Annotated in this window: 22 protein-coding genes; 13 read left to right on the top strand and 9 right to left on the bottom strand. The window is 68.4% G+C overall.

Annotated features, from left to right (window positions below; translation table 11 throughout):
• Positions 1-215: 215 nt before the first annotated feature.
• Positions 216-1,175: a heme o synthase gene (locus tag AC5RTY_RS06845; protein ID WP_493978526.1), complete on the top strand. Its 960-nt coding sequence runs from the start codon at positions 216-218 to the stop codon at positions 1,173-1,175.
• Positions 1,176-1,280: 105 nt separating this feature from the next.
• Positions 1,281-2,219: a dihydrodipicolinate synthase family protein gene (locus AC5RTY_RS06840; protein WP_494139269.1), complete on the top strand. Its 939-nt coding sequence runs from the start codon at positions 1,281-1,283 to the stop codon at positions 2,217-2,219.
• A 57-nt stretch (positions 2,220-2,276) separates the two neighbouring features.
• Here the strand turns inward: AC5RTY_RS06840 and AC5RTY_RS06835 are convergent, their stop codons facing one another.
• The 3 genes from AC5RTY_RS06835 to AC5RTY_RS06825 are packed head-to-tail and all read right to left on the bottom strand — an operon-like array spanning position 2,277 to position 4,910.
• Positions 2,277-3,212, bottom strand: a complete 936-nt coding sequence (locus AC5RTY_RS06835) for a COX15/CtaA family protein (RefSeq protein ID WP_494139268.1) — start codon at positions 3,210-3,212, stop codon at positions 2,277-2,279.
• A 4-nt stretch (positions 3,213-3,216) separates the two neighbouring features.
• Positions 3,217-3,963 (bottom strand): ABC transporter permease, encoded by a 747-nt coding sequence (locus AC5RTY_RS06830; protein ID WP_494139267.1) that lies wholly within the window; start codon positions 3,961-3,963, stop codon positions 3,217-3,219.
• Positions 3,960-4,910, bottom strand: coding sequence for an ABC transporter ATP-binding protein (locus AC5RTY_RS06825; protein WP_494139266.1), 951 nt, complete (start codon positions 4,908-4,910; stop codon positions 3,960-3,962). Before AC5RTY_RS06825 ends, AC5RTY_RS06830 begins: the two co-directional genes overlap by 4 nt.
• 107 nt (positions 4,911-5,017) lie before the next feature.
• On the opposite strand from AC5RTY_RS06825, the gene AC5RTY_RS06820 reads away from it, so the two are divergent.
• From AC5RTY_RS06820 to AC5RTY_RS06790, 7 genes are all read left to right on the top strand, one after another.
• A complete protein-coding gene (locus tag AC5RTY_RS06820) occupies positions 5,018-5,788 on the top strand; it encodes a helix-turn-helix transcriptional regulator (RefSeq protein ID WP_493999652.1) in 771 nt (256 codons plus the stop codon).
• Positions 5,788-7,272 (top strand): Fe-S cluster assembly protein SufB, encoded by a 1,485-nt coding sequence (gene sufB / locus AC5RTY_RS06815; RefSeq protein ID WP_493999653.1) that lies wholly within the window; start codon positions 5,788-5,790, stop codon positions 7,270-7,272. Before AC5RTY_RS06820 ends, sufB begins: the two co-directional genes overlap by 1 nt.
• Entirely contained in the window at positions 7,272-8,555 is a 1,284-nt protein-coding gene (gene sufD, locus AC5RTY_RS06810; protein WP_494013932.1) for a Fe-S cluster assembly protein SufD, read from the top strand. The genes sufB and sufD overlap by 1 nt, the downstream gene beginning before the upstream one ends.
• Complete coding sequence (locus AC5RTY_RS06805) at positions 8,555-8,914, top strand: non-heme iron oxygenase ferredoxin subunit (RefSeq protein ID WP_493999655.1); 360 nt, start codon at positions 8,555-8,557, stop codon at positions 8,912-8,914. Before sufD ends, AC5RTY_RS06805 begins: the two co-directional genes overlap by 1 nt.
• A 59-nt stretch (positions 8,915-8,973) precedes the next feature.
• Positions 8,974-9,735, top strand: coding sequence for a Fe-S cluster assembly ATPase SufC (gene sufC, locus AC5RTY_RS06800; protein ID WP_493999656.1), 762 nt, complete (start codon positions 8,974-8,976; stop codon positions 9,733-9,735).
• A 2-nt stretch (positions 9,736-9,737) separates the two neighbouring features.
• Positions 9,738-10,067, top strand: coding sequence for a metal-sulfur cluster assembly factor (locus AC5RTY_RS06795; RefSeq protein WP_493978517.1), 330 nt, complete (start codon positions 9,738-9,740; stop codon positions 10,065-10,067).
• An 85-nt stretch (positions 10,068-10,152) separates the two neighbouring features.
• Positions 10,153-10,977, top strand: coding sequence for a Pr6Pr family membrane protein (locus AC5RTY_RS06790; protein WP_494049984.1), 825 nt, complete (start codon positions 10,153-10,155; stop codon positions 10,975-10,977).
• A 43-nt stretch (positions 10,978-11,020) separates the two neighbouring features.
• On the opposite strand, the gene ypfJ is transcribed toward AC5RTY_RS06790, so the two are convergent.
• A complete protein-coding gene (ypfJ, locus tag AC5RTY_RS06785) occupies positions 11,021-11,920 on the bottom strand; it encodes a KPN_02809 family neutral zinc metallopeptidase (protein ID WP_494049983.1) in 900 nt (299 codons plus the stop codon).
• A gap of 145 nt (positions 11,921-12,065) precedes the next feature.
• Between ypfJ and abc-f the strand changes: the two genes are divergently transcribed.
• Complete coding sequence (gene abc-f, locus AC5RTY_RS06780; protein ID WP_493999660.1) at positions 12,066-13,664, top strand: ribosomal protection-like ABC-F family protein; 1,599 nt, start codon at positions 12,066-12,068, stop codon at positions 13,662-13,664.
• Between the two features lie 111 nt (positions 13,665-13,775).
• On the opposite strand, the gene AC5RTY_RS06775 is transcribed toward abc-f, so the two are convergent.
• The 3 genes from AC5RTY_RS06775 to AC5RTY_RS06765 are packed head-to-tail and all read right to left on the bottom strand — an operon-like array spanning position 13,776 to position 15,505.
• Positions 13,776-14,675 carry an SURF1 family cytochrome oxidase biogenesis protein gene (locus tag AC5RTY_RS06775; RefSeq protein WP_494049982.1) on the bottom strand — a complete coding sequence of 300 codons (900 nt, stop codon included), beginning with the start codon at positions 14,673-14,675 and terminating at the stop codon, positions 13,776-13,778.
• Positions 14,676-14,906 carry a hypothetical protein gene (locus tag AC5RTY_RS06770; RefSeq protein WP_493999662.1) on the bottom strand — a complete coding sequence of 77 codons (231 nt, stop codon included), beginning with the start codon at positions 14,904-14,906 and terminating at the stop codon, positions 14,676-14,678.
• The gene (locus tag AC5RTY_RS06765) at positions 14,903-15,505 is read right to left on the bottom strand and encodes a DUF3099 domain-containing protein (RefSeq protein ID WP_494049981.1); all 603 of its coding nucleotides are present in this window, start codon (positions 15,503-15,505) and stop codon (positions 14,903-14,905) included. Before AC5RTY_RS06765 ends, AC5RTY_RS06770 begins: the two co-directional genes overlap by 4 nt.
• A 129-nt stretch (positions 15,506-15,634) precedes the next feature.
• Here AC5RTY_RS06765 and AC5RTY_RS06760 point away from each other — a divergent pair, with 129 nt between their 5' ends.
• The gene (locus AC5RTY_RS06760; RefSeq protein ID WP_494049980.1) at positions 15,635-16,357 is read left to right on the top strand and encodes a beta-ketoacyl-ACP reductase; all 723 of its coding nucleotides are present in this window, start codon (positions 15,635-15,637) and stop codon (positions 16,355-16,357) included.
• A 154-nt stretch (positions 16,358-16,511) separates the two neighbouring features.
• Positions 16,512-17,264, top strand: a complete 753-nt coding sequence (locus AC5RTY_RS06755) for an SDR family oxidoreductase (protein WP_494025888.1) — start codon at positions 16,512-16,514, stop codon at positions 17,262-17,264.
• An 18-nt stretch (positions 17,265-17,282) separates the two neighbouring features.
• Here the strand turns inward: AC5RTY_RS06755 and AC5RTY_RS06750 are convergent, their stop codons facing one another.
• Positions 17,283-19,169, bottom strand: coding sequence for a transketolase (locus AC5RTY_RS06750; RefSeq protein WP_494049979.1), 1,887 nt, complete (start codon positions 19,167-19,169; stop codon positions 17,283-17,285).
• A 192-nt stretch (positions 19,170-19,361) separates the two neighbouring features.
• Positions 19,362-20,255 (bottom strand): phosphoserine phosphatase SerB, encoded by an 894-nt coding sequence (serB, locus tag AC5RTY_RS06745; protein WP_494025890.1) that lies wholly within the window; start codon positions 20,253-20,255, stop codon positions 19,362-19,364.
• A 106-nt stretch (positions 20,256-20,361) separates the two neighbouring features.
• On the opposite strand from serB, the gene AC5RTY_RS06740 reads away from it, so the two are divergent.
• Positions 20,362-21,150, top strand: a complete 789-nt coding sequence (locus tag AC5RTY_RS06740; protein ID WP_493999667.1) for an ABC transporter ATP-binding protein — start codon at positions 20,362-20,364, stop codon at positions 21,148-21,150.
• Positions 21,151-21,155: the final 5 nt, after the last annotated feature.

Here is a 21,155-nt window from a genome sequence, read left to right as displayed (position 1 = left end):
AGTGCCAGCAGTCACAGCGGTCACTGTTTGACGCCAGCGGCCGCCCCCGGCCCGCGCGGGTTTCGGCGAGGGCAGGCGACACCGGTTTCCACGGGCAGGAAACCGGTTTCTACGAGACATAGAAGGAGTATGATGTAGGTGCACCTTGGCCCGTCCTTAACGGCTGGGCGCTTTCGTGTGTCAGACGAACTCCAGCAGAACTGAGTGGTTTTTCCTTGAATATCCAGACCGTTCCGGACCAGGCGTTGGCCGTTCCGGCCAAGCCCGGCTTCTCGCGCAAGGCCAAGGCCTACCTGTCGCTCACGAAGCCCCGCGTGATGGAACTTCTGCTGGTGACCACCCTGCCCACCATGATCTTCGCCCAGGGCGGTTTCCCCGACCTCTGGCTGATGGCTGCCACGATGGTCGGCGGTGCCCTCGCCGCCGGCGCGGCCGGGTCCTTTAACTGCTACATCGACCGGGACATGGACAAGCTCATGCACCGGACCGAGAACCGCCCGCTCGTGACCGGGGAACTGACTCCGCGCGAGGCGCTGGTGTTCTCCTGGGTGCTCGCCGTGGTGGCCGTGGCGCTCCTCTGGTTCGGGGCTAATCCGCTGGCCGGCATGCTGGGCGTCGGCGCGATCTTCTTCTACGTCGTGATCTACACGCTGATCCTCAAGCGCCGCACCTCGCAGAACATCGTCTGGGGCGGCGCCGCCGGGTGTTTCCCCGTGCTCATCGCCTGGGCCGCGGTGACCAACACGGTGGCGTGGCCGGCGGTGATCCTGTTCATGGTCATCTTCCTGTGGACGCCTCCGCACTACTGGCCGCTGTCCATGAAATACAGCGACGACTACAACGCGGCCAACGTGCCGATGCTCGGCGCGATCGCCAGCGCACGGCAGGTCTCCGTGCAGGTTGTCCTCTATGCCTGGGCCACCCTGGTCTGCTCGCTGCTGCTGGCTCCGGTCGGCGGCGCCGGCTGGGTCTACACCATCGTGGCCCTGCTCAGCGGTTCCTGGTTCGTCTACGAATCGCACCGGCTCTACGCGCTGACCAAGCGCGGAACCGAAAGCACCGCCGTCACGAACAAGAGCGCCATGCGCGTGTTCCATGGCTCCATCAGCTACCTCACGGTGCTGTTCCTGGCCCTGGCCCTGGATCCCTTTATCGGCGGTCCCGTCTTCGGCTAGGCGCAACCCGCCCGACGCCGTCCTGCTGCCTACCGGCGGTGCCGCAGGGGGCCCTGCTGCACGTGCCGGGCCTGCGGGGCGGCCCCGCTGCCCTAAGATTGCGGCATGAATCCCTTCCGCGGCCTGATCGCCTATCCGGTGACCCCCTTCCATCACGACGGCGGCGTCAACCTCCCGGAGCTGATCCGCCATATCGCGGCCGTGAGCGAGGCGCCCGTCGACGCGATCACGGTGCTGGGCAGTTCGGGCAATTTCGCGTATCTGGACCGGGCGGAACGACGGGATGTCGTCACGGCGGCGGTGGAGGCGGTTAGGGCGGTCCGGCCCGGGCTGCCGGTCTGCGTCGGCGTGAGCGCGGTGGGCACCCGTGAACTCCTGCAGAACATCGACGACGCCAACGCAGCCGGCGCCGACGGCCTCCTGGTCTCCACGGTGTCCTACTATCCCCTGACGGACGAGGAAGTGGCGGCCCAGTGTGTCGCGGCTGCCCGCCGGTCCGGCCTCCCCGTTTGCCTGTACAGCAATCCCCGCACCACGCAGTTCAGCTTCAGCCTGGAGCTCGTGGCCGAGCTGGCCGCGGAACCCAACATCGTGGCCGTGAAAGAATCGGCACCCTCCGCCGAAGTATTCCGCGGCCGATATGAAGAACTCCGCCGCCTGCTGCCGGTCGGGGCCGGCGACTTCAGCCACGGCATGAGCGGCGACGCGCTGATCGCCGACGCCGGCTTCGCGGCCGACGCGTGGCATGGCGGGCCGATTGCCGTGTTGCCTGCACATTACCGGGTGTTGCGCGACGCCGTGGTGGCCGGAGATGAGGAAACCGCCGCCGCGGCACGGGCCGCGTTGGCTCCGCTCATGGCCTATTTCGGGTCGCTGCGCCCGCTCAGCAATCTCTATTCGCTGGCCAGGGCCGCCGGGATCGATGCGGGCGATCCGCGGCTGCCGCTGCACCCATTGCCCGGGAGCAGCCGGCGCGAACTCGCGCGGCTCCTCGAGGATATCGAGGCGTTCCGCCCGGCTGACCGGGCGCCGGCAGGACAATAGCGCCGGCCCCGCCGAACCGGGCGGATTAGGGCGGTAACTTGCCCGTCGACCGGCGTACTAGAGCGGGAACTTGCCCGTCGAACGGTCCCAGACGTTCGTGGCCGCGACGGTCAGCAGGGCGGACCCGAGCATGTGCAGCAGCACGAGGCCGACGGGCAGGCCGGTGAAGTGCTGGAGGTAACCGATGCCGCCTTGCAGCACGACCACGGCGGCCAGCCACCAAAGGGCGGTGCGCAGTTGCGGGGAGGTGGCGCGGCGGTAGGCGAGCACCAGCGCCAGCACTATGGCCGCGACCAGCAGGTAGACCGGCACCACGTGGATCCGCGTGACCAGGTCGGCGCTGAAGTCGTGCCGCGGGGCACTGGCGTCGCCGGCATGCGGGCCGGTGCCGGTCACGATCGTGCCCAGCACGATGGAGGCAGCGGAGGTAGCGGCGATGGTCCAGCCCAGGGTTGCCTGGATGCGCGGGACCGGAGCGACGGCCACGGCGGAGCGGCCGCGCAGGTACATGCCGGTGCGGTTCACCAGCAGCGTGGCGACGGCCACGAGTGCCGCCGAGGCCAGGAAGTGCAGGCTCACCACCCACGGGTTAAGGTCGGTCCACACGGTGATGCCGCCGATCAGGGCCTGCACCGGAATGACGCACAGCAGGGCCACCGCCAGGCCGAACAGGGTGCGGTGCGAACGGCGCATCCGCCACAGCGACACGAGCATGGCCACGGCGATAAGGACCAGGATGAACGTCAGCGTGCGGTTGCCGAATTCGATCAGCCCGTGGATGCCCATCTCCGGCGTCGGCGTCATCGAACCGGGCACGCAGTTGGGCCACTCGGAGCAGCCCAGGCCGGACTGGGTCAGCCGCACGGCGCCGCCGGTGATGATGATGCCCATCTGCGATACCAGCGAGGCGATGGCCAGCCCGTGCACGGTCCGGGTGACCGAGACGGGCAGCCGATCCTTGAGGTCGCGGGACTTCGGGGTGGCGGTGGTCATTGACTTAGCTCCATTTGAACCAGCGGATGGCGGCAAGGCTGGCCACTACGGTCCAGGCCAGCAGCACGATTGAGGCGGTGAGATTGAACTGCGCGTCGATCAGGGCGCTGCGCAGGGCGTCGCCCAAGGCCGTCGAGGGCAGCACATGGGCGGCCGGCTCGAAAACGTCGGGCCAACTGGCCACCGGAAAGAGGATACCCCCGGCCGCCGCCAACAGCACCCACAGCAGGTTGGTGATCGCCAACGTGGCTTCCGGCCGGACGGTACCGGCGATCAGGAGGCCCAGCGAGGTGAAAGCCGCGGCACCGAGCACCAATTGGGCGGCCGCCGGCAGGAGGCCGCCGAGCGCGGGCTCCCATCCGAGGAAGACGAGGGCTGTCCCGCCCACCACCACCACCTGGATGACCATGATGGCAAGCACGGCGAGGATCTTTCCCAGGATCAGGCCGCTCTGTCCCAACGGCGTGGTGGACAGGAAGCGGAGGACCCCGTAGCGGCGGTCGAAGCCGGTGGCGATTCCCTGGCCGGTCAGGGCCGTGGATACCGTGCACAAGGCGAGGACGCCCGGGGCGGCCATGGCGATCCTGTCGTCCGTGAAGGTGTCCAGCAGCGGCGTGACGGTCAGGCCGACGAGCGCCAGGAGCGGCAGGATGATGGCGATCAGCAGCTGCTCGCCGTTGCGCAGCATGCCCAACGTCTCGTAGCGGCCCTGCAGGGCGATCCGGCGGATCAAGGCGGCGGGCGCGCTCATCGCAGGTCCTTCCCGGAAATATCGAGGAAGACATCTTCCAGTGAGCGCGGTGCCATGTGGATGGACGCCGGCATGACATTGTGCGCCGCCCACTCCGCCGCCAGGGCGGCCAGCAGCGCGGGGGTTATGTGGCCGGCCACCATGTAGCGGCCGGGAACGTTCTCGACGGCGAAGAACGGCTCGGGCAGGGTGAAGGACAGGCCCGGGGCGGCATCGAACGTCAGCAAGCGTTCGACGCCGGCGCTCTCGTCCGTGGCCGCCGTGAGTTCGGCCACCGTGCCGTGCACCACGGTCCTGCCGGCATCGATGATGAAGACGTAGTCGGCCAGCCGCTGCGCGTCGTCCATGAGGTGCGTGGTGAGGATGATGCCCAGCCCCTCGGCCCGCAGTTCCTGGATCAGGTCGAACACTACGGCCCGGGACTGCGGATCCAGGCCCGCGCTCGGTTCGTCCAGGAAGAGGACCTCCGGATCGCCGACCAGGGCGGCGGCCAGCGTGACCCGCTGCTTCTGGCCGCCGGAGAGCCTGCGGATGGGTGTGTTGGCGAAGCCGTTGATGCCCAGCCGCTCCGCCAGCTCGTCCACGCTGCGGGGGTCCCGGTACATCCCGGCAACATGCTGGAGCAGGGCCAGCGGCCGGATGGCCTGCGGCAGGCCGCCTTCCTGCAGCATGACGCCCACCCGGCTGCGCAGCTCCGCTCCCGCCTGGTAGGGATCCTGGCCGAGCAGCCGAACGGTGCCGCCGTTGGGACGCATGAGGCCCTGCGCGCAGGCTAAGGTGGTGGTCTTGCCCGCGCCGTTGGGCCCGAGCAAGGCAGTGACCTGCCCGGGGTAGGCGCGCAGGTGGACCCCGTCGATCACGCGGATCATCTTGTTGTCCAGGGCCTCCACCGGTCCCAGATCTTTCACGAGTCCCTGGATATCCAGGCAGGGTTCGGAGGTAGGCACCCGAACATTCTACGGGACGTAGAGCGGTCGACGCAGAGCACGCTCCGCTAAGGCCTGCCTTACTGGTAGCGCGGAATAGAATACGTCATGATTGTGTTGTGTATTCCATGACCAGTAGTGCTTCTTTGCGTGCCCAGGCACCGGAGTCCGAGGAGCGGACCCGGGACCGGGTGTTGAATGCCGTTTTGGAACACGGACCCGTCAGTGCCGCCGGGCTCGGCGAGATACTGGGCTTTACCCCCGCGGCCGTGCGGCGCCATCTGGATGCCCTGTCCCGCAAGGGCCTGATCGAGGTCAAGCTCACCGCGAATTCGGCCACCGGTGCCGGTCGCCCGGCCCGCAAGTACGTGCTGAGCCGGCAGGGCCAGACGCGCCTCGGCAACGACTACCTGGATATTGCGCGAACCGCATTGGCGGCCCTGGGCGAGGCCGCCGGCCGCGAGGCGGTCGCCGAGTTCGCGCGGAACCGCTACCGGGACATGGAAGAACGCTACCGCCCCGTGGTGGAGGCGGCAGGGCCCGGAATTGAAGAGCGGGCCAAGGCGCTGGCGGAGGCGCTGAGCGCCGACGGCTTCGTCGGGTCCACCAACGTGGTGGGAACCCAGGCGCCGCACAGCACCATGCTGGCCGTTCAGCTGTGCCAGGGGCACTGCCCGGTACAGCAGCTGGCAGCAGATTTCCCGGACTTCTGCGACAGCGAAACCGAAGTTTTCTCCCGGCTGCTCGGGGTGGACGTCAGGCGACTGTCCACGCTGGCCAGCGGGGGACATGTGTGTACGACCCACATCCCGGTGGGTCGAACAAGGTCTGCGGTTCGACCCGTCGAACCGGCGACAGGCACGAGACGAGTATCCATCAATCTGCAAGAGAGGCCGTGATGACGGACCAAGTGGATCAGAGCATGAGGAACGCGGTCGGGACGACCGATGTAGCCGACACCACCATTTCCGAAATCCTGGAAAAGAACCCCGAGCTGCATGGCATCGGGACCTACGAATACGGCTGGGCCGACGCCGACACCGCCGGCGCCAACGCCCGCCGCGGTCTGAATGAAGAAGTGGTCCGCGACATCTCCGCCAAGAAGGGCGAGCCGCAGTGGATGCTGGACCTGCGTTTGAAGGGCCTGAAGTACTTCGACCGCAAGCCGATGCCCACCTGGGGCGCCGACCTGTCCGGCATCGACTTCGACAACATCAAGTACTTTGTCCGGTCCACGGAGAAGCAGGCCAAGACGTGGGAGGACCTGCCCGAGGACATCCGGGTCACCTACGAAAAGCTGGGCATCCCCGAGGCCGAGCGTGAGCGCCTGGTTTCCGGCGTCGCGGCCCAGTACGAGTCCGAGGTCGTCTACCACCAGCTGCGCGAAGACCTGGAAGCCCAGGGCGTCATCTTCCTGGACACCGACACCGGCCTCAAGGAACACCCGGAGATCTTCCAGGAGTACTTCGGCTCGGTCATCCCGGTGGGCGACAACAAATTCGCCTCGCTGAACACCGCCGTCTGGTCCGGCGGCTCCTTCGTCTACGTCCCCAAGGGCGTCCACGTCGATATCCCGCTGCAGGCCTACTTCCGGATCAACACCGAGAACATGGGCCAGTTCGAGCGCACGCTGATCATCGCCGACGAAGACTCCTACGTGCATTACATCGAGGGCTGCACGGCGCCGATCTACAGCTCGGACTCGCTGCACTCCGCCGTCGTCGAGATCATCGTGAAGAAGGGCGCGCGCGTCCGGTACACGACGATTCAGAACTGGTCGAACAACGTGTACAACCTGGTGACCAAGCGGGCCATCGCCCACGAGGGCGCCACCATGGAGTGGGTCGACGGCAACATCGGCTCCAAGGTCACCATGAAGTACCCGGCGGTCTACCTCACCGGTGAGCACGCCAAGGGCGAAACGCTGTCCATCGCCTTCGCCGGTGCGGGCCAGCACCAGGACACCGGCTCGAAGATGGTCCACATTGCGCCGAACACGTCCAGCGCGATCGTGGCCAAGTCCGTGGCGCGCGGCGGCGGCCGCTCGGCCTACCGCGGCCTGGTCCAGGTGCGCGAGGGCGCGAAGAACACCAAGAACAGCGTGGTCTGCGACGCCCTGCTGGTGGATACCATCTCGCGCTCGGACACGTACCCGTACATCGACGTCCGCGAGGACGACGTCACCATGGGCCACGAGGCGACCGTGTCCCGGGTCAGCGAAGAGCAGCTGTTCTACCTGATGACGCGCGGCCTGGCCGAAGACGAAGCAATGGCCATGATCGTGCGCGGTTTCATCGAACCGATCGCCCGCGAGCTGCCGATGGAATACGCCCTCGAGCTGAACCGCTTGATTGAACTGCAGATGGAAGGATCCGTAGGTTAATGACTGAGATCACTGAGAAGGCACGCATCGGTGCTCCGGCCATCGACGGATTCACGGAGGAAGGCGAAAATCTCTCCCCGGCCAACGCTGCCGCAGGCCCGCTGGCAGGCGACAGCGCCAAAAGCCACAGCCACGGAGGCGGCGTCGGTGTTCCCGACAGCTCCCGCGCCGGCCGCCTGACCTCGTACAAGGCGGAAGACTTCGGCCCGCTCACCGGACGCGAAGAAGACTGGCGGTTCACGCCGCTCAAGCGCCTGCGCGGCCTGCAGAGCGACGCGCTGACCGGTACCGCCCCGGCCGTCACCGTCACCGGCCCCGAAGGCGCCGAGCTGCCGGCCGGCGTCCTGGTCGAGACCGTCGGCCGCGCCGATGCCCGCATCGGCGTCGCCGGCATCCCCGAGGACCGCGTCTCCGCCGCCGCCTGGGAGGCCTTCCGCGAAGCGACAGTGGTGACCATCCCGGCCGAGGCCCAGCTGGACTCCGGCGTCGCCGTGGTGGTGGAAGGCAACAGCACCGAGCTGTCCGCGCAGCACCTGGTCATCGTGGCCGAAAAGTTCTCCAAGGCCGTCGTCGTGCTGGACCACAAGGGCAGCGCCACGGTCTCGCAGAACGTGGAGATCGACGTGCAGGACGGCGCCGACCTCACCGTCGTCTCGGTGCAGGAATGGGCCGACGACGCCGTTCACGCCTCCTCGCAGCAGGCCCGCGTGGGCCGCGACGCGAAGTTCAAGCACGTGACCGTCAGCCTGGGCGGCGACCTCGTCCGCGTCACGCCGTCCACCCGGTTCACCGCCACCGGCGGCGATGTGGAAATGTACGGCCTCTACTTCGCCGACGCCGGACAGCACCTAGAGCACCGCCTGTTCGTGGACCACGCGGTGCCGAACTGCAAGTCGCGGGTGCTGTACAAGGGCGCCCTGCAGGGCAAGAACGCGCACACCGTCTGGGTGGGCGACGTGCTGATCCGCAAGGAAGCCGAGGGCACCGACAGCTACGAGGCAAACCGGAACCTGGTGCTGACCGACGGCGCGCGCGCCGACTCGGTGCCGAACCTCGAAATCGAGACCGGCCTGATCGAAGGCGCCGGCCACGCCAGCACCACCGGCCGCTTCGACGACGAGCACCTGTTCTACCTGATGGCGCGCGGCATCCCGCAGGACGTCGCCCGCCGCCTGGTGGTCCGCGGGTTCCTCAACGAGGTCATTCAGCAGATCCGGGTGCCCGCCCTCGAAGAGCGCCTCAATGCGGCGCTCGAGCGGGAACTCGAGGCGGGCAACCTCTGATGAGCGGGACGCCGCGCGGCGAACTGGTGTGCCAGGCCTCCGACATACAGGTCAACCAGGCAGTGCGCATCCTGATCGATGACTACCCGGTAGCCATCGTCAGGGACTCCGAGGGCGAACTCCACGCCATCGGGGACACCTGTTCGCACGCGGACGTCTCCCTCTCCGAAGGCGACGTCGAAGGCTGCGCGATCGAATGCTGGGGCCACGGTTCCCAGTTCGATTTGCGCACCGGCGAGCCGCTGAGCCTGCCGGCGTTCGAACCCGTCCCGGTGTTCGCGCTGGCGCTCGACGGCGACAGCGTCTACGTGGACGTCACGAACGTCCTCAACGGGGCGCCTGCCCCGGACCTTAACTAAAAACTTCAATCACGTGAACGGCGCCCGCCCGCACCGGGCGCAAAGGAGAAAGCAGACAGATGTCTACTCTTGAAATCAAGGACCTGCACGTCAGCATCGACACCGAGCAGGGCAGCAAGCAGATCCTCAAGGGCGTGTCCCTGACGATCAACACCGGCGAGATCCACGCCATCATGGGCCCGAACGGTTCCGGCAAGTCCACCCTGGCGGCCACCATCGCCGGACACCCGCGCTACAACGTCGACTCCGGCTCCATCACCATGGACGGCGAAGATGTGCTGGCCATGAGCGTTGACGAGCGCGCCCGCGCCGGCCTGTTCCTGGCCATGCAGTACCCGGTCGAGGTTCCCGGCGTGACCATGACCAACTTCCTGCGGACCGCCAAGACCGCTCTCGACGGCGAGGCCCCGAAGCTGCGTACCTGGACCAAGGACGTCAAGGAAGCGATGAGCCAGCTGCGCATCGACGCCGACTTCGCCCAGCGCAACGTGAACGAGGGCTTCTCCGGCGGCGAGAAGAAGCGCGTGGAGATCCTCCAGCTCGAACTGTTCAAGCCCAAGTTCGCCATCATGGACGAAACCGACTCCGGTCTGGACGTGGATGCGCTCAAGGTGGTCTCCGAAGGCCACAACCGCGTGCATGCCGGCGGCGCGATGGGCACCCTGCTCATCACCCACTACACGCGCATCCTGCGCTACATCAAGCCCGACTTCGTGCACGTCTTCGTGGATGGCCACATCGCCGAAGAGGGCGGCCCCGAACTGGCCGACCGTCTCGAAGAAGAGGGCTACGACCGCTACCTGACAGCAGCGAAGGCCTGATCATGACAGAAGCCAAAGCCCCGCAGACGTCCCTGGAGGACGTCGAGGAAGCGCTCAAGGACGTCATCGACCCTGAGCTGGGCGTCAACATCGTGGACCTCGGCCTGCTGTACGGGCTGAAGTACGCCGACGACGGTGCCCTGCTCATCGACATGACGCTGACCACCGCCGCCTGCCCGCTCACCGATGTCCTCGAGGAGCAGACCGGCCAGGCGCTGGACGGCGTGGTGGACGAATGGCGCCTCAACTGGGTATGGATGCCGCCGTGGGGTCCGGAGCGGATCACCGACGACGGCCGCGACCAGATGCGCGCCCTCGGCTTCAATATCTGATTCGACGAATCGACGGCGGACCGGTCACCTTCGGGTGGCCGGTCCGCTCCTGTCTTGACGCCGTCCCGCGGGCTAGGATCGGGTCATGAGTGCGTCGAGTGCGGTATCAAAGCGGCGGCGGGGACGCTATGACGAGGTCCACGTCGCCGCCGCCTACCACGGCCTGACCGCCCTGCTGGCCGTCGTGGGCCTCGCCGTCGGCATCACCGCCGTGCCGGCGGCGCCCGGCTATGGCGCCGCCGCCGCGCATGCCTGGTGGAACTACGCCAGCGCCCCGGGGGTGCAGGCCGCGCTGCTCGTCTTTGTGGTGAGCCTGACGCTGCTGATGGATTCGACCATGGCCGGGGGACGGCTCTGGCGGGCAGCCCGGGCCGCCACCCTGGCGGCCATGCTGCTGGTCTTCCTGGCCCAGTTCACCCCGTTCCGGGGCTTTCCCGAAACCGCCGCGCTGACCCCTGCCGGGGTGATGGCGGACCGGCTCCTGCATTACGTGCTGCCCGTCGTCGTCGTGACCGGCTGGCTCATCTTTGGTCCGCGGCCCCGCATCGGCGCCGGCGCCGTGACGGTCGGCCTGGCCTTCCCGGGTTTCTGGCTGCTCTGGACGGGCATCAGGGGTGCCGCGACGGGTTGGCTGCCGTACAGCCCCGGGACGGCGGAGCCGGGGGAGCTGCTGATGACGGGCATCGGCCTGATCCTGGTCTGGCTGGGGGCGGGCATGGTGTTCCTGCTGCTGGACACGACGATGGGCCGCGAGCCCGACGGATATCTTCCGGGATTCGGGCCCGGGGATCCCGACGAGGGCAGGGCCGGGACCTCCGGGGGCACCCCGCCGGCCGGGGTCTCCGGGGGTGCACCGCCGTTTGCCGCGGGCACCCGGGAGGCGGACCCCGTGGATCCGCGGGACCTGTAGCCATCGCGGGCTGCGTCCGGGACCTGCAGCCTTCGCCCCTGCGTCAGGCGGGTCGGTCGAGGTCCGGGGCCGAGAACGTATCGCACCGGCCGGCGTCACCGGTCCGGTAGCCGTGCAGGAACCAGCGCTGCCGCTGCTCGCTGGAGCCGTGCGTCCAGGTGTGGGGGTTGACCTGCCCCGCGGCGGCTTGCTGGATGCGGTCGTCGCCGACGGCGGCCGCGGCGGAGAGGGCGTCCTGCAGGTCCCGCTGGGTCAGCGGCTGCATGAAGGGTTCCCCGGTCCGTTCGTCGATCTGCTCGGTGGCGTTGCCGGCCCACACCCCGGCATAGCAGTCCGCCTGCAGTTCCACCCGGACTGCGCCGGATTCGGGTCCCTGGGGATCCTGCCGGGCGTAGTCGATGGCACCGGTGAGGTTCTGGATGTGGTGCCCGAACTCGTGCGCCACCACGTATTCCTCGGCCAGCGGCCCGCCGCTGGCGCCGAAGCGGGTGGTCAGTTCGGTGAAGAAGGAGGTGTCGAAATACGCGGTCTGGTCGGATGGACAGTAGAAAGGGCCCACCGCGCTGCTGGCCCTGCCGCAGCCGGTGCTGACGCCGCCGTCGAACAGGACGGTCTGCGGGGCCGGGTACCGCATGTTGTAGCGGGGGAGATAGCCGGCCCAGAAATCGTTGAGGCTGTTGACGGTCCCCACGATGCGGCAGTCGGTGCGCTCGTTGGCGTCGGCGCCGGTGCGGCATTCTTCCTGCAGGGCCGAACCACCCGGCTGCTGCTGTTCCTGGCCGGCGCCCAGGCCGAAGCCTTCCAGCACTTCGGGCGAAACGCCCAGGAGGCTGGCAATGAGGACGAGGAGGCCGCCGCCGCCGATGGCGATCTTGCCGCCCAGGCCGCCGCGGCGGTCCTGAACCTGTGACGTATCCAACTGGGAGCCGCGGGAGAAACTCATTCGCCAAGGATAACCGTCCGATCAGAGCGGGGCGGAGGGGTGGGGACGGCTTTGGGTTGCCGGTAGACTGGAAAGGTTGATTTCCGCCCGTCCCGTCTGGACGGCGCCCGGGCATCCCCCCGCACCCCTTCGAAAGGCTTCCACTGTGATTACCGTCAACGATCTTGAGCTGCGTGCCGGGGCCCGTCTGCTCATGGAGGCGGTGTCCTTCCGTGTGGACAAGGGCGACAAGGTCGGGCTGGTGGGCCGCAACGGCGCCGGCAAAACCACGCTGACCCGCGTCCTCGCCGGAGAAGGCATGCCTGCCGCCGGGACCGTTGTGCGCACCGGTGAAATCGGATACCTGCCCCAGGACCCGCGCACCCCCGACATGGAACAGCTGGCCCGCGACCGGATCCTCTCGGTGCGGGGCCTCGACGTGGTGACCCGCAAGCTGCGGGAAACGCAGTCGGACATGGCCAGCACCGACGCCGACGTCCAGGCCAAGGCGATGCGCCGCTACGACCGGCTGGAGGCCGAGTTCATCTCCGGCGGCGGTTACGCCGCCGAGGCCGAGGCGGCCGCCATCTCCTCCAACCTGGCCCTGCCGGAGCGGATCCTGAACCAGCCCCTGCGGACGCTGTCAGGCGGCCAGCGCCGCCGCGTCGAGCTGGCGCGGATCCTGTATTCCGGCGCTGACACCATGCTCCTCGACGAGCCGACCAACCACCTGGACGCCGACTCGATCAGCTGGCTGCGCGAGTTCCTGAAGAACCACCAGGGCGGGCTGATCGTGATCAGCCACGACACCGGGCTGCTGGAAGCGACCGTCAACAAGGTGTTCCACTTGGACGCCAACCGCGCCACCATCGACATTTACAACATGAACTGGAAGCGCTACCTGTCCCAGCGCGAGACCGACGAGCGGGCCCGCAAGCGTGAGCGCGCCAACGCCGAAAAGAAGGCCCAGGTCCTCATGGACCAGGCGAACAAGATGCGCGCCAAGGCCACCAAGGCGGTGGCGGCCCAGAACATGGCCAAGCGCGCCGAACGCCTGCTCAGCGGCCTGGACGAGGTGCGCGCACAGGACAAGGTGGCGGCGTTGCGCTTCCCCGATCCCGCACCGTGCGGCAAGACTCCGCTCACCGCCGAAGGCCTGAGCAAGTCTTACGGCTCGTTGGAGATCTTCACGGATGTGGACCTGGCCATCGACCGCGGCTCCCGCGTGGTGATTTTGGGCCTGAACGGCGCCGGCAAGACCACGCTGCTGCGTATGCTGGCCGGGGTGGACACCCCCGACACCGGCGATGTGCTGCCCGGCCACGGACTGAAGATCGGCTACTACGCCCAGGAACACGAAACCTTGGACGTGGACCGGACCGTGCTGGAGAACATGCGCTCGGCCGCCCCCGACCTGCAGGATGCGGAGGTGCGGAACATCCTCGGTTCCTTCCTGTTCTCCGGGGACGACGTGAACAAGCCCGCGGGCGTGCTCTCCGGCGGCGAAAAGACCCGGCTCGCCCTGGCCACCATCGTGGCGTCGTCGGCCAATGTGCTGCTGCTGGATGAGCCGACCAACAACCTGGACCCCGCCAGCCGGGCGGAAATCCTGGGCGCACTGCGCAACTACAGCGGCGCCGTCGTCATGGTGAGCCACGACGAAGGGGCGGTGGCGGCACTGAACCCGGAGCGCGTCGTGTTGCTGCCGGACGGCGTCGAGGACCTCTGGAATGAGGACTACCTGGACCTGGTGACGCTGGCCTGATTCCGGGCACAGCGCCGTCGCAATCGAAATTGCCTAGGCGCGCATCGCCGAGCGAGGAACGAGCGAGGTGTCTAAGCGCCGTGCAATTTCGGTTATAGACGGCGCTGCAGTTCAGTCGTCGCGGCTGAGCAGGGTGCCGTCGGTGCGGAACCCCTGGGCGTCCAGCAGGGCGTCTTCCTCTTCTTCGGCCGTCGGCCGCTTGCTCCGGCGTTTCGGGGCAGCGGCGCGCGGCGCCGGATTGGCCTGGTGGTATCCGCTCAGCGCCTCCTCTTCCTCCGCGTACCGGCTGTGGTGCGCCTGCTGGCGGGCGGCATAGCCGTAGCCGACAAACAGGAGCACACCGAAGGCGTACCACTGCATCGAGTACGACAGGTGCGGTCCTTCGTCGATGGCCGGTTTGGGGATCTGCACGGGCTGTACGGCCGCGGCGGGGGATTCCGCCGCCATCAGGCCGTAGCTGCCCGTATGCACTGGGTACCCCAGCTCGGCCGCATAGGCGTCCAGGTTAATGGACGCGAGCTGGCCGTCCGGGGCACCGCGGCTGACCGGGCCTTCGCCTGGCTTGACCCGCGCGACGACGGTGACGTCGCCTTCCGGGGCGGCGGGAATGGTGTCCGGATGGCCGGCCTGGTGGTTGCCGATCGGGAGCCAGCCCCGGTTGATCACCACGGCGCTGCCGTCCTCGAGGCGCAGCGGGACAAGTACCTCGTAGCCAGGCCGGCCGTTCAGCGGGCGGTTGCGCACGATCCGCTGCCCGGCGTCGTCGTACTCGCCGGCGAGGACCACCGGCGTCCATTCCACCGCGTCATCGGCGCTGGCGAAGATGTCCGGCACCTCGCTGAACGGCACCGGATCGGCGTCGTAATTGTTCTCCACCGCTGCGATGACGTCGCGGGCCTGGTCCCGGCGGTCCATCTGCCAGTTGCCCAGCAGCACGCACACCGCGGCCAGCAGGGCAACGATCAGCAGCCAGCCCAGCCACTTGCCGCTGAGCAGGAATCGGTAGGACATTCAGGCACCTTCCAAGGGGAGCGTTTCGCGCCAGAGGCTGCGCTGGATGAGATAGTCCTGCAGCCACTCCCGGTGTCCGCCGCACGCCAGCCAGATTTTGCGGCGCTCGGGGGTATGGATTTTCGGGTTGTTCCACAGCAGTTGCCACTGCGCGGCCTGACGGCAGCCCTTGCGCGAGCAGACGGGGGAGTCGGCCGCCAGCCCGCCGCCGAGCTGGTCCAGGAGGTTCACGCGGCCGCCTTCCGCCGGCGCCGCTTGGTGACGGGGCTCAGGTTTCCGAGAAACGCGGATGGCTGGTCGTCGGCCTGGCTGCCGTCGGGCGCAGGAACGTCCCCTGGGTCGGGAGCGTCGGCTGCGGCGGGTGCGTCGGCCGCCGTCGGGGCCGGGCCCTGCGGCTCCGACCGGTCGGAGGCGGGATGAGCGGGCGGGGAGGACGGGCCGGGGCTGTCGTCCGGTCCCTGCCCGGCGTCGTCGATAAGTTCGCCGGTGAGGACTTCGTCCGGGTCGGCCCCTGCGTCTCCCGCCCGAGCGGAGGGGGCCTCCAACTCCGGCTGCGGCGCCTGGTCCAGCAGGGCGGTGCTGTGCTGCAGGTTCGACTTGTCGCTGCCGCCATTGGCGATGATCACGGCGATCCACGGCAGGAAAACGGCGCCGCCCACGAAGAACCAGCGGAACCAGCTGTCGATGAAGAAAAAGAGCAGCAAACATGCCAGCCGGATACCCATGGCGAGCGTGTACTGGACCATGCGCCGGTGCATCTCATCGGTATGACTTTCGGGGACGTCCGTAATGCTCAGGACTTCCGGCTTCTCGTCAGGCTGCTTGCTCATCACACTCCATCAGGGCTGTATCAATTCTCCCACGATGGCCGGAATGTCTAAAGCCGCGCGACGATGACCGGGCGGCGGATATCCCGGGCTAGGATTCCATAGGAAAACAGCAGCGTGATGGAGGTAAGAGTGAGCAACGAACAGCAGCCCGGCCGCAGCGTGCTGGTCACCGGCGGCAACAGGGGAATCGGGCTGGCGATTGCCCGGGCCTTCGAAGCGAACGGGGACAAGGTGGCGATCACCTACCGCAGCGGCGAGGTTCCCGACGGACTCCTGGGTGTGAAGGCCGATGTGACCGATGCCGGGTCCGTGGACGCTGCCTTCACCGAGGTCGAGGCTGCCCACGGTCCCGTGGAGGTCCTGGTCGCGAATGCGGGCGTCACGCGCGACATGCTGCTGCTGCGGATGAGCGAAGAAGACTTCACCAGCGTTGTGGATACCAACCTGTCCGGTGCGTTCCGGGTGATCAAGCGGGCCTCCAAGGGCATGATCAGGCTGCGGAAGGGCCGCGTGGTGCTGATCTCCTCGGTGGTGGGCCTCTACGGGTCGCCCGGTCAGATCAACTATGCCGCGTCCAAGGCCGGCCTGGTGGGCATCGCCCGTTCGCTGACCCGCGAGCTCGGATCGCGCAACATCACCGCCAACGTGGTGGCCCCGGGCTTCGTCAACACGGAAATGACGGCCGTGCTGCCGGAAGACACGCAGAAGAACTACCTGGCGTCCATACCGGCCGGCCGCTTCGCCGAGCCCGAAGAAGTCGCGAAGGTGGTCCGCTGGATTGCCAGCGAAGAAGCCGCCTACATCTCCGGCGCGGTCATCCCGGTGGACGGCGGACTGGGAATGGGCCACTAGGCAGCTCGGGCAGGTGTTCGGCCTGCGTTTTGTCGGCTCCCGACAACGGATAAGGCTTCGGGGACTGGCAAGATGGAACCCGAAGCCTTTTCCGGTTGGGCGTTTCCTACAACGCGCCCGGCCGGACCACCACTGAGAACCTCGAGGAGCAGCCATGGGCGCACTGGACGGCAAAGCAGCAATTGTAACGGGATCATCGCGCGGCATCGGCGCGGAGGTGGCCAAGCTCCTGGCCGCCGAGGGAGCGTCGGTGGTAGTCAACTACCGCCAGAAGGCACCCCGCGCCAACAAGGTAGTGGCGCAGATCGAGGAAGCCGGCGGCCGCGCCGTCGCCGTTGCCGCCGACCTCACCGCGGCAGAGGGCGCCGAGGCGCTGGTCGAGGCCGCCAGGCAGAACTTCGGCGGCGTCGATGTGCTGGTGCTCAACGCGTCGGGCGGCATGGAGTCCAGCATGGGCGAGGACTATGCCCTGCGCCTGAACCGCGACGCGCAGGTGAACATGCTCAAGGCCGCGGCCGAGGCGATGCCGGCCGGCTCCCGGGTTGTGTTCGTCACCAGCCATCAGGCCCACTTCATCCGTACCGTGCCGACCATGCCGGAGTATGAGCCGGTGGCCCTGAGCAAGCGCGCCGGCGAAGACGCGCTGCGCGAACTGCTGCCGGAGCTGGAGGCCAAGGGCATCTCGCTGGTGGTCGTGTCCGGCGACATGATCGAAGGCACGGTGACCGCGACGCTGCTGGACCGTGCCCGCCCCGGCGCGATCGAGGCCCGCCGGGCAGAGGCCGGCAAGCTCTACTCGGTGGAAGAGTTCGGCGCGGAAGTGGCCAAGATGGTTACCGCCGATGTCCCCTCCGGTCACACGGAATACGTGGGCGGGGCTGAGTCCTTCCTGCAGGCGCAGGACTAAGGGCCCGCAAGAACCCGACTACTCCCGGACCAGTCGGCGCGCGGCGGCGGCTATGTGCCGCGCCGAGATGCCCGCCGCGTCCAGCAGGTCCTGTGGCGCACCGGAAGTCGGCAAGCCTTCCACGGCCAGCCGGACCAGTTTGAGGTCCGGTACCCGCGCCTGGGTCAGGGAATCGGCCACGGCCGAACCGAGCCCGCCTTCCGGATAGTGGTCCTCCACCGTGATGATCCGGCCGCCCGTGGCCCGGCACGCCGCCAGCAGCGTCTGGTGGTCGATGGGCTTGATCGAATAGAGATCGACCACCCGCGCGCCGATGCCGTCGTCGGCGAGCCGGGCGGCCGCGGCCAGGCATTCGTGCAGGGTGACGCCCGCTCCGACGAGGGTGACGTCGTCGTCCGTAGCCCGGTGCACCTTCGCCCCGCCGATGGGGAATTCTTCGCCCTCCCCGTACAGCACGGGGTAATCGCCCCGCGTGGCCCGGAGGTAGCAGATGCCGGAAGTGTCCGCCATGGCGCGGACCAAACCGGCGGTCGAGGGCGCGTCGGCGGGGTAGAGGACGGTCGAGGTGTGGATCGCCCGCATCGCGGCCAGGTCCTCCAGCGCCATCTGCGACGGCCCGTCCTGGCCGATTTCGACGCCGGCATGGGTGCCGACCAGGCGGATGTCCACCTCGGATACCCCGGCCATCCGGATGAAGTCGTAGCCGCGGGAGACGAGGAACGCTGCAAAACTGGCGGCAAACGGCACATACCCGCGCACGGAGAGTCCGGCCGCCGCCGCCACCATCTGCTGTTCGGAGATGAACATCTCGAAGAAGCGCTCGGGCGCCGCCTTGCTGAACTCCCCGGCCTTGGTGGAGTTGCCCACCTCGCCGTCCAGGACCACCACCTCGGGCCGGGCGGCGAGGGCAGCCAGAGCCTCGCCGAAGGCGGTCCGGGTGGCGACGGAATCGCCCGCCGTGTAGGCGGGCAGCGCGACGGCGGCCGCGGGGTTGGGTGTGATGGCCGGGTCGCCGGGTTCCGGCGGCAGCGGGGTAATCCGCAGCCTGGTCGGGCCGCCCAGTGCCTCGATGGCGGTCGCGGCGACGTCCTCCGGCAGCGCCTTACCGTGCCAGCCGTCCCTGTCCTCCACCGCGGGAACGCCCTTGCCCTTGACCGTGCGGGCCAGGATGACGCTGGGCCGGTCGGTGGTCTCACGCGCGGTGGCGAAGGCTTCGTCGATGGCGGCGAGGTCATGGCCGTCGATCGGCAGCGGCTGCGCGCCGAAAGCCCTGATCCTTGCGGAGTACCGGTCCAGGTCCCAGCCCAGTGCGGTCGGCCCGTTCTGGCCCAGCCGGTTCACATCCACGATCGCCGTCAGGTTTCCCAGCCGGTAGTAGGCGGCCTTGTCCAGCGCCTCCCACATGGATCCTTCGGTCATCTCGCTGTCCCCGCAGAGGACCCATGTCCGGTAGGGGAGCCGGTCCAGGTACTTGCCGGCCAGGGCGATGCCGACGGCCACGGGCAGCCCCTGGCCGAGTGATCCGGTTGCCACATCCACCCAGGGCAGGGCCGGCGTGGGATGTCCCTGCAGCCGGCCGCCGAACTGCCGGTAGGAATCGAGCAGCTCCGTTTCGTCGATCACTCCGGCGGCCCGGAACATGGCATAGAGCAGCGGCGAGGCATGCCCCTTGGAGAACACCAAGTGGTCGTTCGCGGCGAGCTCCGGCCGCTGCCAGTCATAGTGCAGGTGGTTCGCCAGGAGCACCGCCATGAGGTCGGCCGCCGAGAGCGACGAGGTGGCGTGGCCGGAGCCGGCGCGGGTGGTGGCCCGGATGGAGTCGACCCGCAGCTGCGCCGCCAAGCGCCGGCACGTCTCGGCCGCGTCCGGATCCAGGGTGGCGGTTGGTGTGGAGTGCGTGACCATCGCTGGTTCTCCTTCACGGCAGGTTCCGGGAACCCCTGCCCGGAGGACGGCAGCACGGGCGCGGTCCGGGGAGGTTCAACCGACCCTACTCCGGCACGTGGCCCTGCGGTAGGGTCCGCGTCCGGCGAAAACCGGCCGGCACGGGATGGCGGGTCCGGCCGTCGCGGGCGGGGTCAGACTCCGCGGGCGGTGTCAGACGCCGGCGAAGTAGCGGGCCACATCCAGGTAGGGGATGTTGATGGCGGCGTCGGCGGCCGCCCGGACCGCCGGCTTGGCGTTGAACGCCACGCCGAGACCGGCGGCCGCGAGCATGTCCAGGTCATTGGCGCCGTCGCCGATGGCAATGGTCTGCGCCAGGTCGATGGCCTCCGCGGCGGCCCATTCGCGCAGCACTGCCTCTTTCACCGCCCGGTCCACCACGTCGCCGTCCACCGTGCCGGTCAGCAGCTCCGCGTCGGTGCCCAGCAGGTTGGCCCGGTGGTAGGTCAGCTTGAGCTCGGCGGCCAGCGGATCCAGGATCTGGCTGAAGCCGCCGGAGACTACGGCCACCGCGTGGCCGGCGGCCAGGAAAGCCTCCACGAGTTCCCGGGCGCCGTCCGTCAGCCGCACCGCGGCACGGACACGGTCGATCACGTCGAGCGGAAGGTCCTTCAGGGTGGCCACCCGGGCGTGCAGGCTCTGGGCGAAGTCCAGTTCGCCGCGCATCGCCGCCTCGGTCACGGCGGCCACCTCCTCGCGCTTGCCCGCATGCTCGGCCAGCAGTTCGATGACCTCCTGCTGGATGAGCGTGGAGTCCACGTCCATGAGCAGCAGCTTGCGCTGCGGCCCGGCCAGCGACGCGTCCATCACGGCCGTGCCCAGGTCGTCGGTGAGGACGGGGGCCAGCGCCGCCCGCAAGGCTGCGACGCCGTCGGAGGCACCGCCGTCGTACTCCACCGTCAGGACGGTGACCTGGAAACGGTCGTTGGCCGCGTTCTCCAGCTCCCTGATGCTCCCGCCGGCTCCGGTGACCGCTGCCTGCACGGCAGCGAGGTAGGCGTCGGGGAGTTCCCGGCCGTAGGAGACGACACGGAGGAGCGAGGGCATGATGATTCCGTTCTACGCAAAGCTTGGGGGAGGGCCGGGTCCATCATGGCAGGCTCCGGCGCCGCGTTTGGCGAATACTACGCGTTTTAGCCTACTGTCTACTGATATGAGCGATGTACTTGAATTTGCCGGGGTCACTGTTGTCCGCGGGCGGAAAACCCTGCTCGACGGCATTGACTGGCAGGTCAAGGAGGGGGAGCGCTGGGTAGTGCTCGGCCCCAACGGGGCGGGCAAGACCACGCTGCTGCAGATCGCCGGCGCACGCCTGCATCCCACCCGCGGGATCGCCGGGATCCTGGACGAGACCATGGGCAAGGTCGACGTGTTCGAGCTGCGGCCGCGGATCGGCCTGGCCTCCGCCGCGCTGGCGGGCCAGATCCCCGAGCACGAGCAGGTGCTCAATGTGGTGGTCACCGCCGCCTACGGGGTGACCGGCCGCTGGCGCGAACAGTACGACAAGATGGACGAGCGCCGGGCCTTCCGGCTGCTGGACGCCTGGGGCATGTCCACCTTCATGAACCGCACCTTCGCCACCCTGAGCGAGGGCGAACGCAAGCGCGTGCAGATTGCCCGGGCCCTGATGTCCGATCCCGAACTGCTGCTGCTGGACGAGCCGGGTGCCGGCCTGGACCTGGCCGGCCGCGAGGATCTGGTGCGGCGGCTGAGCGAACTGGCCCGGGACGAGGACGCGCCGGCGCTGGTGCTGGTCACCCACCACCTGGAGGAAGTGCCGCCGGGCTTCACCCACGCCATGCTGCTGCGCGAGGGCGGGGTGGTGGCCCAGGGGCCCATCGCGGAGGTGCTGACCGAAGAGAACCTGAGCACCGCCTTCGACATGCCGCTGAGCGTCAAGCACGACGGCGGCCGCTACACTGCCGTAGCCAAGCGCGCCTAGGCGGC

The sequence above is a fragment of the Arthrobacter sp. Y3224055 genome, assembly GCF_059090825.1.
The sequence above is the reverse complement of the archived record's forward strand: the minus strand, read 5'-3'. Positions and strand labels throughout refer to the sequence as shown.

Excerpts from the sequence above, each read along its gene's own strand:
- AC5RTY_RS06840 (WP_494139269.1), top strand. The coding sequence starts at position 1,281 with ATGAATCCCTTCCGCGGCCTGATCGCCTATCCGGTGACCCCCTTCCAT.
- AC5RTY_RS06835 (WP_494139268.1), bottom strand. The coding sequence starts at position 3,212 with ATGACCACCGCCACCCCGAAGTCCCGCGACCTCAAGGATCGGCTGCCC.
- AC5RTY_RS06830 (WP_494139267.1), bottom strand. The coding sequence starts at position 3,963 with ATGAGCGCGCCCGCCGCCTTGATCCGCCGGATCGCCCTGCAGGGCCGC.
- AC5RTY_RS06820 (WP_493999652.1), top strand. The coding sequence starts at position 5,018 with ATGACCAGTAGTGCTTCTTTGCGTGCCCAGGCACCGGAGTCCGAGGAG.
- sufB (WP_493999653.1), top strand. The coding sequence starts at position 5,788 with ATGACGGACCAAGTGGATCAGAGCATGAGGAACGCGGTCGGGACGACC.
- sufD (WP_494013932.1), top strand. The coding sequence starts at position 7,272 with ATGACTGAGATCACTGAGAAGGCACGCATCGGTGCTCCGGCCATCGAC.
- AC5RTY_RS06805 (WP_493999655.1), top strand. The coding sequence starts at position 8,555 with ATGAGCGGGACGCCGCGCGGCGAACTGGTGTGCCAGGCCTCCGACATA.
- sufC (WP_493999656.1), top strand. The coding sequence starts at position 8,974 with ATGTCTACTCTTGAAATCAAGGACCTGCACGTCAGCATCGACACCGAG.
- AC5RTY_RS06795 (WP_493978517.1), top strand. The coding sequence starts at position 9,738 with ATGACAGAAGCCAAAGCCCCGCAGACGTCCCTGGAGGACGTCGAGGAA.
- AC5RTY_RS06790 (WP_494049984.1), top strand. The coding sequence starts at position 10,153 with ATGAGTGCGTCGAGTGCGGTATCAAAGCGGCGGCGGGGACGCTATGAC.
- ypfJ (WP_494049983.1), bottom strand. The coding sequence starts at position 11,920 with ATGAGTTTCTCCCGCGGCTCCCAGTTGGATACGTCACAGGTTCAGGAC.
- AC5RTY_RS06775 (WP_494049982.1), bottom strand. The coding sequence starts at position 14,675 with ATGTCCTACCGATTCCTGCTCAGCGGCAAGTGGCTGGGCTGGCTGCTG.
- AC5RTY_RS06765 (WP_494049981.1), bottom strand. The coding sequence starts at position 15,505 with ATGAGCAAGCAGCCTGACGAGAAGCCGGAAGTCCTGAGCATTACGGAC.
- AC5RTY_RS06755 (WP_494025888.1), top strand. The coding sequence starts at position 16,512 with ATGGGCGCACTGGACGGCAAAGCAGCAATTGTAACGGGATCATCGCGC.
- AC5RTY_RS06750 (WP_494049979.1), bottom strand. The coding sequence starts at position 19,169 with ATGGTCACGCACTCCACACCAACCGCCACCCTGGATCCGGACGCGGCC.
- serB (WP_494025890.1), bottom strand. The coding sequence starts at position 20,255 with ATGCCCTCGCTCCTCCGTGTCGTCTCCTACGGCCGGGAACTCCCCGAC.
- AC5RTY_RS06740 (WP_493999667.1), top strand. The coding sequence starts at position 20,362 with ATGAGCGATGTACTTGAATTTGCCGGGGTCACTGTTGTCCGCGGGCGG.